Raw genomic sequence first — 9,240 nt, 5'->3', positions numbered from 1 at the left:
TTGTCTAGCTCGTCTAGTCACACATAGACTGTGACCACCACTACGATACCTAGGAGTTATGTATACACTGTTTTTTTTTACTGACGCGGGGACCACCCACATCTACACCATCCCCTTCCGCGGACGGGGAAAAAGTGTATAAGGAACAAGCTCATAGTCACCACCGCCGTAAAGAGCAAGTTCGCGTGCCTGTTCTACGGGGATGCCGGGAGGCAGGGGGAGTTTTGAGGAGTCGAGTGCAACGCCGCAATTCTCGTTCACGCTCATCAGGTCGTAGAGCGAAAGGGCAATGCCGTCGCTGTCATCCATCATTGCGCTCACGCCGGCTTTCCCGAGAAGCTGTCCCTCGATTACCCGGGGCTGCGGCTCGAATAAAAACTTCTCGAACTGGGGGTACCCGTCCAGCCATGCCTGTGCCTGCCCTGGTGTACCAGTGATACAGACAAGATCGCCCGGCCATGCCCCGGTCCTCCGTATGATATCCCGCCTTTCAACAATGCCGAGGCCGGTGGTCACGATCGTAAGCTCGTTGTGCCGGTCGATGTCGCCGCCGATAATCTCCGCACCGTACTTCGTGCAGCAATCCTTTGCCCCCTGCATGACGCCCTCAAGGCTCTTCCAGTCGTCAAGGCCGACGGCAATCAGGAGATATTTCGGTGCAGCGCCCATGCTCGCAATGTCTGAGAGAGTGACCGCCGCGCTCATCCAGCCTGCCTGCCAGTCGCTCATCCCCGGAACAAAGTCGGTTGACCGGTGGAGCATGTCGGTTGTCGCCACCATGACCTGCCCGCCACAGGCAAATTCGGCACAGTCGTCACTGCATTTCTCTTTCCCGACAATGCCCATCACAGTTTTCAGAAGATCCCGGTCATCCACCTTTCTTCACCACCTTACCCCGTTCGCTCTGGTACTCCTTGAAGATGTGCTCGATCAGTTCCGTTTTCTTCTCGCGCTCGTGCTGCTCCTGCTCTCCCTTCCAGCGGGCGAGCGCGGACTCCAGTGCATCCTTGCCGCAGAGCCCCTGCTTTCCCCGGACCTGAGTGATCGTCTCCTTATCGGAGAGGAGCGGGATACCGGCCTCACGAAACGAGAGAGACAGGTGCGGGTCCCCCCCGCCAAAGGTCTTCTCTGCCACGATGACTGCACGAACGCGGAGATCCGCAATATCGCGGACACTGCTCCTCCCCCACCCGTCGGTCCGGGTAACGTACACAAGATCCCCCTCATCCACACCGACATCATCTGCAAGCCTGCGGAGCCCCTCCTTTGTGAGGGTGTCCATAACCTTCACCGGGACAACATCGCCTTCCATCGAGAGCTCGGCAAATTTCCGGATCCGGGCAAGGCGCTTTACCAGGTTCCGGTTGTGCCGCTCCTCCTTGTGCAGGCGCTTTTTCAGGCTCTGGATGACGGCGTCCCGTTTTAGTACTTCAGCATCCTTTGCCAGTTCGGCATCCCTTGATGTACTGACCTTCTTCAGGCAGGAGGAGATGCGGCGGATCTCGTAATCCTTTGCCTTGATCTCTTCCTGTAGTTCGGACACATATACCTTGAGACGTTTCACCATGCCATCCAGCACCCGCACCCGCTCATCGTGCTTTTCATCAACCGTGACCGGAGGGGCATCAGGTACTGGAACCGGGGTAACCGTGTTCATCTCCCCGATGACCTGTTCAAGCGACTGCCCCCGCAGAACCCGCGCCCTCACTTCGTCAAGGTCGTGCCCTGGCGGGATCCGCTTCATCAGGTTCTGGAACCGGTGGCGGTACTGCCGAAACGCATCGAGCGCCGCAGACAGCGCGTCGCGCTCATGGTCGTTCGCGTACTCGAACGGGGCGGTAAGCTCCATCTTCGTCTCGACACTGGTGTCCTGTTTCGGGGTAAACGCTATCGCAGAAAAAGCACGGCGGATCTTCTCCACCGAAAAAGGCATCTGCTCGACATCGGAGGCGATGATGAGCGGTTTTCCCAATTTGTAGAGCGCCTCAATGACATCAGACATCGTCATCTGGCGCGAGCTCTGGAGGTGGAGGAGGTTCCCATCAAGGTCCAGTGCGGCAAAGGCCGTCGTTGTCCCGGGATCGATTCCCACGATCAGGTACCGGGGTTTCGCTGAGAGCGGGCGGAACCGGATCCGCTCAAGCCGCTTGCCACTGATCCGTACCTGTACGTCAGCACCCCTGTATGTGGAAACCGGCACCTGGTCACGGACGGCAAAGACCCGGAACGCAACCCTGCTGCACCCACCAAAGGCCCGGGTCTCCTTCTTCTCGTACCGCAAGCCAGCGGTAACAAGTGCCTGTTCAATCTCCCTTCCCTTGAGCTGCACGGCCCCATGCATCTTCCTCACATACCGGTTCTGGCTCCACCCGCCCTTGCCCGGAGACCGGTGACGGCTGACCACGACCTCGCTCTCGTTCTCGAACGCGATCACTTCAGCCCCGGCGCCCAGCGTGGCAACCTGTGCCGTTGTCCGTGCTTCCGCAAAGGGATCGAACTTGTTGAAACTGATGTTATACCTTCCGGCAACTTTCTGGAGCGACTCCTTGCGTTCACCGCCCGTCACCTGGACAAGGCGGGTCTTTGGGGGAAGACCCTGCAGGAAGAAGAAGAGTTCATGCTGGTCTGCTGCGATCTCCTGCAGGCTGTCAACGGCAAGAATATCCGGTTGTTCCGCAGCAAGGAGGCGGAAGAGCCGGAACAGGGAAACCTCAGTCTCACTCTCGATGCGTGAGCCGTCCATCCGGACGAGCGCGTACATCGGCCGACGGGAGCGGGACCGAATTGATCCTTTGATGATATCAATACCGAAAACCTTCAGCCGATCACCCATTGCAACGCAACCTCCCGGTCACGCCGTATCTTATATTTCCGTTTGAAGAATGCGAGGATATTGTCGATATCCCGTCCTACAATGGCCTCAGCATTGGGGTTATCGTTCCCGATCCACTGGGGCCAGTCAATGAGGACACACAGCCCGTTCTCAACAAGGATATTGTATTCAGAAAGATCCGAATGGATGATGCCGGCCCGGTATGCTTTCCGGACATTTTCGAGGATCTCATCAAGGGTTTTTTCCGGGGTTTCAAGGGGGGTACGGTTAAGGATCAATCCTTCAATAAGAGACATCACCACAGCATGCCGGTTCTGGGCAATGGGGAGTGGGACGCTGACCTCAGGGTGCAGGGCTTTTAAGGCCTGATATTCTCGCTCCGCCGACCTTTTTGAGGCAATCAGCCAGGGGCAGTGCCCCTCCTCCATATACTCCCGGTTCACCCGTGCAGACGAGAACGAGCGTTGACCAACCCGGTGGAACTTGATGGCAACGGGACCAAGACCGAGTGCCTCGTGCACAATCGACTCCTTTCCCTCCCCGAGAAGCGAGCCAAGGGCCGAGATACTTCCCTTCTGGGTCAGCGCCGTGAGGGCCAGCGTATCGTATCCACCGAAGACAAGAGCATACCCATCGTACGGCACCGGGTTGAACCGGACCATCCCCCAGGCAATGAGCCGGGAGAGGCGATAATTGACCTCGGATTCTGAGAGCTTTGTTGCGGTACGTATGTGTTCGAGCGGTACCCAGGAGTACCGCTTCATCCCGCGTTCAAGGGCAAGCAGGATCGACCTCTCGTATTTGTTCAGGTTGCGGATCTGTTCCGCGGCGACGACCATATCCGTTAGAGAGGTTATGTGCAAGAGTATAAAACCTTCAGCACCTGAGCATTCCGGGTTGCATAACCTTAAACATCTTACATTGTCCAGAAATGATCGGGTCAGACGGATGCAGTGCAGCAAGTGCAGGCAGGACGCTATTCATTACCAGCCATATTCCGGCCAGTATCTCTGCGAGGCGCACCTTGTTGCCGACATCGAGACAAAAGCCAAGCGCACGATCCGCCAGCAGAAAGGAATGCAGACGGGCGATCATATTGCTGTGATCCTCACGGGAGATCCTGCTGAAAATGCCCTTCTCTTCTTTCTCCAGAACCTGACCGGTAAGCGGAGGGATATCCGGGTATCGGGGATCGTGGGGGATGGCCCAAAGAATCCCGTTTCCGCAGTGATACGAGCCGGAACAACCAGGATTGCATGGGCAACCACACTCGAAGACTGCTCTGCGGCAATCCTTGCCGGAATTTTCAGGGGAGAGCCGATGACTGGCATCAGGGCGAGACCGGAGGAGACGGGAACACTCCCCGTAATCGCCCCCTTCTGCCATATTCCCTCCAGCGAGATCGCTCTGTATTCCCAAATTCACGGGCTGGAAGCGGGCACCGTACCTGCTGCACAGGAAAATGACTCTCTGTATGAGGATGTGAAAACCCTGCTGGGAGCTTATACCCTTCGCCACCCGGCGGCACCCCACGCGATCCTGAATCTTGGCGAGATGATCTCTGCTGCGCAGGAGCCCGATACGGGACAGCACACGCACCGAACAGTTGATGAAGAAACCCGGTAACAATTAGAGGAAGAATCGTATGGATACTGAAGACGGGCTCGGGTGCCGCATGGGCAGGGTCGAGCAGATGATCCGGCATGCCTACTGGCAGACCGGGTGCAAAGGGATTGTCGTAGGCCTGAGTGGGGGGATTGACTCTGCAGTAGCGGCCGCGTTCTGCTGCCGGGCCGTGGGGCCGGAAAACGTACTGGGCCTCCTGATGCCTTCATCAGTGAGCAATCCTGACGATCTCCGCGATGCAGCCAACCTGTGCAGCCGGTTAACAATCCCCCATGATGTGGTTAGTATCGATCCGATGCTCGAAGGCTTCCGGTCCCTGCCCGGCTTTACAGAAACCCCCTATCTCCTCGGGAACCTGATGGCCCGGATCCGGATGGTCACCCTGTACTATTACGCGAACCGGGACCACCGGATTGTCTGTGGCACCTCGAACCGGAGCGAGTACATGCTGGGCTACTGCACAAAAAACGGCGATAATGCAGCCGATATCCAGCCACTCCTCCATCTCTTCAAGTCCGATATTTACGTGGCCGCACGGGAACTTGACATCCCTGAGGCCATCATCAGGAAGGTCCCTTCTGCCGGATTGTGGGAAGGGCAAAGCGACGAGAAGGAGATCGGGCTTTCCTACGCCGAGATCGATACATCACTCAGGGCACTTGAAGAGAATGCATGGAAGGCACAAAATCCCACGGAAGCAAAGGTTCTCGCACTGGTAAAAAAGAGCGGGCACAAGCGAATGCCTGCCCCTAATCTGTTAACAGTCTCTCAAAGAGAGGACCGAACCGTTCGGGATAATTGAGGAAGGATAAGACCTTCTCGTCCCCGATAAGGCTGTAGAGGGGCCCTTTGGGAACGCCCCCGCGGCCGGAACCCGGGCTCGCCGATCGTACTGGGGGAACACGGGGGTAACGGGCATTCTTCCGGATCTCGCCGTTACAGAATGCGAAATAGGCCGCTCCGTGGCGGGAGATATACTCCCCGTACTCGCTCTCGAATTCTGTTGAGACGATATTTGCCATGGCCAGCGTCTCATCCATGGTCGGGTTGATGGTGACATGGCCGTATCCGGGCGGGATGACGACAAGATCTCCGGCACGTGCATCGATCATGACAATATCGAGGAGGTCCAGGGACTGCAGGAGATACCGGGCTTTTCCTTCCAGGACCTCATATATCTCCGGGTAACCCACGCCGCACGGGTTCCTCGGGTGGTAATGGCCTTTGGTCTTGACCCATTCACCGCAAAGGTTGCCGGGGGGAATAACCGTCAGGTCATACCGCAGTTTGTGGGCATGCAGCCACGTCCAGTCGGCATCGGACTGTGCAAGGTCACGATACATGCAATACAACGGACCCTCATGTGCACATTTCGGGTCGGCAAGGACCGGTCGCATCTCATCGATTGTCCGAACCGTTGGGGGAGGCAGCTCCCCGTCCCACCCAAACATAACCACATCGTTCACCTTTCAAGTAGATAATACCGGGTGTCGCAGTTTTTCTTGGCATCTGGAGAGACGTTCAGAGGGTCCCATTCAGGAACGAAGACGTTCGTTAGTAGTCCCGGATCTCTTCCATTTCCGATACGTCCATGAGGCCTTTCATGGCCTGGACCTGGACCCATCTGCCGCCTTCCCGGATCGCTGCAAGGGGATTCGTTCCCCCGATTGCCGCAATACCGATAAACTGCGGGCTGACCGGGACGCCAAGGAGGGGAACGTTGGGCATGCCAACGTCAAGAACGGGGGAGAAGCCGGTGCCCGATAGTTCATCAAGCACCTGGCCGACAAGGGACTCAGCTTCCATGTGAAATTCCCGGATATTGGCAAGAATGTTGCCACTGCCTTTGCGCATCACATCAGTCACAGAGGTGGTCTTCTGGGACATCAGGACCTGGAGCGGATCGATGGTGGTGTTTTCATAAAGGATTATGTGGGTGAACCGGACCGGTGTCCGGTTCTCGATCTCTACAATTCCACCACCAATAGGCCGTATTGGAATGCCATGACGGATCAGGATCCCGTCAAACGTGATACTGCACATGGTGCAGATTCCCGTGTTGCCAGGAGGAATGGTAAAACTGGAGATTTTCTCCCCCGGTTCAAGGAACCTGACCCGCCCGCTCACGCTGAGGCCGGTCTTATGGGCATCCTTGAGAACCGAGATCGCAAATTCCAGGTCCTCTGTTTTCACCAGGGACAGGTTGTAGACAATGCTCCCCTCATTTTTTGCCGGATCGTACGTTGTCTGGATGGCATAGTCCTCGATTGAGTTGTTGACAAATTTCAGAGGGGGGTTCATTACAGTAATCTCGGGCATTTCAATAGAAAAATTGTTCTATAAGACCATGAAAATGTATTCTTAATGGAACACGACATGCGGGAAAAAGCCAAGAATGCGATGAGACTCATTCTTGAAGCGGCTCGTTTTGAGGTGGAAGAGGTCGATGACCCCCTCGATCTTTCTGCGATTCATGACAGCACATGCATTCTTGTGCTTTGTTCAAACGACCGGAACATGATCGCCCAGTTTGATAAAACCAACTACAGTCTTATGATCGACGACCATGAGATGACCTGCAAGAAACTGCTTTTCACCCTTGATAAGAATATCACCACAGAGAACTGCATCCAGTGGGGTGTCGAGGAGTTTGTACGGTACACCGGTGAAGCAGTGCTTGCAGATATCGTTGGTCGCGAACTTGCCCTCGATCTCACCGCATCACGGGCAAAGGCAACAGCTGCCGCTGCGGCTGAGGCAGTAAGGGATGAGCCTTCCGGGATTACGCTCCTCCATTTCCCGGTCAAGATTACAGAACAGGCTGCAATTCGTAGCGGGGGCGTCCAGGGTCAGGCAAAGCTCCGGTTCATGCCCTACTTCCTCTTCCACTTCACCAGCACCGGCGAGCAGGTGTACAAGGACCGCCGGATCCCGTTCGATGCCGACGGGTGGGGAGCCATCAATGCCATCAACGGGATCAGGATCGACCTAGACGGGAAACTGGCCGAGGAGAAAGAGATCCCCGGTGGGGCTGAGGTGTGCGATCCCCATATCCGGAAAGAGGAAGCAACAGAACGGATCGTCAGCGAGCTGATCGACCGGCTGACCCAGAAGGTTCGGATCAAGCAGGAGAAGGGGGACGCTATCTTCTACGAGGAGAAGGTCCTGAAGCCCGACCGGAAGAATATCACCGTGGAGACCAGGCAGGTCTACATCCCGGTCTGGCAGATCCGGGGCAAAAAGATCGTGGAAGTGAATGCATTTACCGGTGAACTGCTCTCAGAGCCAATGGATGAGGGCGTCGAAGTCTTCTGACGCGCACATGATCCCGCATTTTCCTCTTTTTATTCGTGTTACTAGGGGCATACCCTGCAACAATTCCCGCTTCAGCCGGAAGGGAAGGCACCCATGATCGTGATCCTTGGCGGGGGTCCCGCAGGACGGCTCGCCGCGATACGGCTGGCAACTGCCGGCAGGGAGGTCACGCTCGTCGAGAAAGGCGGTATAGGCGGACAGTGCCTCCATTACGGGTGCATGCCGGTCTGTGCCTTGAATGACGTTGCACGGCATATCCAGGCCGCGGGAACGTTCAGCGAGCTCGGGATCCTCGGGAAGGTCCCGGATCTCGACTTTACGGCGCTCCTGCACGAGATGACAAAGGTGCAGGAGACCATCGCGGGTGTTCTTGACAAAGAGACACGGGACGCCGGCGTGGAAATTCTCTACGGACAGGAGGGGAAGTTTGATGGCAGGGAGGTTGTTGTCGGCAGCGAGAGACTGAACGGTGATGCTGTCATCCTTTCCACCGGGTCGCGCCCGGCACTGCCGGACATTGATGGTATCCATAATGTGGGTGTTTTCACACCCCATTCCCTGAAGGCCATGAAATCCCTGCCAAAGAGGCTAATTATTATCGGCGGGGGGATCATGGCAGCGGAATTTGCCTACATCTTTTCCCGGTTCGGGAGCAGGGTCACGGTTCTTTCCCGGAGCGGTTTTTTGAAAAATCTCGATGAGACCATCCGGAAACGGGCGGAACGCGAGCTTGCCGGTGTGGAGATCCGGGAGGGCACTGATGTCCTTGCGGTCCGACGTGCGGGGGAAACCCTTGAAATCACCGTGAAACACGGTGGAAAAGAGAGTGTAATTGGCTGCGACGCGATTCTCGTAGCAGCAGGACTCGCACCTAATTCCGGGATGCTCGAAGGAATCGCAAAGCGACCCAACGGCGAGGTAATTGTCGATGATTACATGCGGACGAACCTCCCGGGAATTTTTGCAGCAGGCGATGTTACCGGCCCACCGTTCCTGACTCCGGTTGCCCGGTTGCAGGGGATCGTGGCAGCAGACAATATTCTCGGGGCACAAAGGAAGATGGATTACTCAGCCATTCCGCAAGCTCTCAACCTTGGGTATGAACTTGCGTTCTGCTCCAACAACCATCCCCGGGCAAAACCTCTGGTCATTCCCGGTGTAGCCGGACCCGGAACGTTCTGGGCTGTCCCGTCCTCAGATACCGGCTTTGCAAAGATTCTCGTTGCACCGGATGGCACGCTAAGTGGGATGGCAACGGCCTCTCCCGGGGGCGGACTGATTGCCGGTTATGTGGCACTTTTAATGAGGCGTCACTTCTCGGTACACGACTTTTCCGATTTTATCGAAGTCCATCCGTCCACCGACGGGGTCTACGGGCTGGCAAAGTATGCCTCCGAAGTCCTGAAAAAACGCGAACACCGCTGAGACCCCTTCCCCCAAAGCCGTGTTCCCGGATACCTGACGGG

9 protein-coding genes are annotated in these 9,240 nt (G+C 56.5%); 4 read left to right on the top strand and 5 right to left on the bottom strand.

Annotated features, from left to right (window positions below; genetic code table 11):
- Window positions 1–102 precede the first annotated feature (102 nt).
- From thiL to CW742_RS03080, 3 genes are read right to left on the bottom strand one after another with little or no spacing between them, the layout of a single operon-like run.
- Window positions 103–876, bottom strand: a complete 774-nt coding sequence (gene thiL / locus CW742_RS03090) for a thiamine-phosphate kinase (RefSeq protein ID WP_292416286.1) — start codon at window positions 874–876, stop codon at window positions 103–105.
- On the bottom strand, window positions 869–2,833 hold the full coding sequence (locus CW742_RS03085; RefSeq protein WP_292416283.1) for a DUF460 domain-containing protein: 1,965 nt from the start codon (window positions 2,831–2,833) through the stop codon (window positions 869–871). Before CW742_RS03085 ends, thiL begins: the two co-directional genes overlap by 8 nt.
- Complete coding sequence (locus CW742_RS03080) at window positions 2,818–3,672, bottom strand: RIO1 family regulatory kinase/ATPase (RefSeq protein ID WP_292416280.1); 855 nt, start codon at window positions 3,670–3,672, stop codon at window positions 2,818–2,820. The genes CW742_RS03085 and CW742_RS03080 overlap by 16 nt, the downstream gene beginning before the upstream one ends.
- Before the next feature lie 109 nt (window positions 3,673–3,781).
- Between CW742_RS03080 and CW742_RS03075 the strand changes: the two genes are divergently transcribed.
- Both CW742_RS03075 and CW742_RS03070 read left to right on the top strand, forming a co-directional pair.
- Entirely contained in the window at window positions 3,782–4,459 is a 678-nt protein-coding gene (locus CW742_RS03075; RefSeq protein WP_292416276.1) for a hypothetical protein, read from the top strand.
- A 19-nt stretch (window positions 4,460–4,478) separates the two neighbouring features.
- The gene (locus CW742_RS03070; protein ID WP_292416274.1) at window positions 4,479–5,261 is read left to right on the top strand and encodes an NAD+ synthase; all 783 of its coding nucleotides are present in this window, start codon (window positions 4,479–4,481) and stop codon (window positions 5,259–5,261) included.
- Here the strand turns inward: CW742_RS03070 and CW742_RS03065 are convergent.
- Together CW742_RS03065 and CW742_RS03060 are read right to left on the bottom strand one after the other, a co-directional pair.
- Window positions 5,209–5,910: a glucose-6-phosphate isomerase family protein gene (locus CW742_RS03065; RefSeq protein WP_292416270.1), complete on the bottom strand. Its 702-nt coding sequence runs from the start codon at window positions 5,908–5,910 to the stop codon at window positions 5,209–5,211. The genes CW742_RS03070 and CW742_RS03065 overlap by 53 nt on opposite strands.
- Before the next feature lie 103 nt (window positions 5,911–6,013).
- Window positions 6,014–6,760, bottom strand: coding sequence for a DUF128 domain-containing protein (locus tag CW742_RS03060; protein ID WP_292416267.1), 747 nt, complete (start codon window positions 6,758–6,760; stop codon window positions 6,014–6,016).
- 63 nt (window positions 6,761–6,823) lie between these two features.
- On the opposite strand from CW742_RS03060, the gene CW742_RS03055 reads away from it, so the two are divergent.
- Window positions 6,824–7,774 carry a hypothetical protein gene (locus CW742_RS03055; RefSeq protein WP_292416265.1) on the top strand — a complete coding sequence of 317 codons (951 nt, stop codon included), beginning with the start codon at window positions 6,824–6,826 and terminating at the stop codon, window positions 7,772–7,774.
- 93 nt (window positions 7,775–7,867) lie between these two features.
- Window positions 7,868–9,199: an NAD(P)/FAD-dependent oxidoreductase gene (locus CW742_RS03050; protein ID WP_292416262.1), complete on the top strand. Its 1,332-nt coding sequence runs from the start codon at window positions 7,868–7,870 to the stop codon at window positions 9,197–9,199.
- Window positions 9,200–9,240: the final 41 nt, after the last annotated feature.

The organism is Methanoregula sp. (assembly GCF_002835825.1).
Lineage (GTDB): Archaea > Halobacteriota > Methanomicrobia > Methanomicrobiales > Methanospirillaceae > Methanoregula.
The sequence above is the reverse complement of the archived record's forward strand: the minus strand, read 5'-3'. Positions and strand labels throughout refer to the sequence as shown.

What these genes read in the sequence shown, in the direction of transcription:
- CW742_RS03085 (WP_292416283.1), bottom strand. Translation starts at nt 2,833, where the DNA reads ATGGGTGATCGGCTGAAGGTTTTCGGTATTGATATCATCAAAGGATCA.
- CW742_RS03080 (WP_292416280.1), bottom strand. Translation starts at nt 3,672, where the DNA reads ATGGTCGTCGCCGCGGAACAGATCCGCAACCTGAACAAATACGAGAGG.
- CW742_RS03075 (WP_292416276.1), top strand. Translation starts at nt 3,782, where the DNA reads ATGCAGTGCAGCAAGTGCAGGCAGGACGCTATTCATTACCAGCCATAT.
- CW742_RS03070 (WP_292416274.1), top strand. Translation starts at nt 4,479, where the DNA reads ATGGATACTGAAGACGGGCTCGGGTGCCGCATGGGCAGGGTCGAGCAG.
- CW742_RS03065 (WP_292416270.1), bottom strand. Translation starts at nt 5,910, where the DNA reads ATGTTTGGGTGGGACGGGGAGCTGCCTCCCCCAACGGTTCGGACAATC.
- CW742_RS03060 (WP_292416267.1), bottom strand. Translation starts at nt 6,760, where the DNA reads ATGAACCCCCCTCTGAAATTTGTCAACAACTCAATCGAGGACTATGCC.
- CW742_RS03055 (WP_292416265.1), top strand. Translation starts at nt 6,824, where the DNA reads ATGGAACACGACATGCGGGAAAAAGCCAAGAATGCGATGAGACTCATT.
- CW742_RS03050 (WP_292416262.1), top strand. Translation starts at nt 7,868, where the DNA reads ATGATCGTGATCCTTGGCGGGGGTCCCGCAGGACGGCTCGCCGCGATA.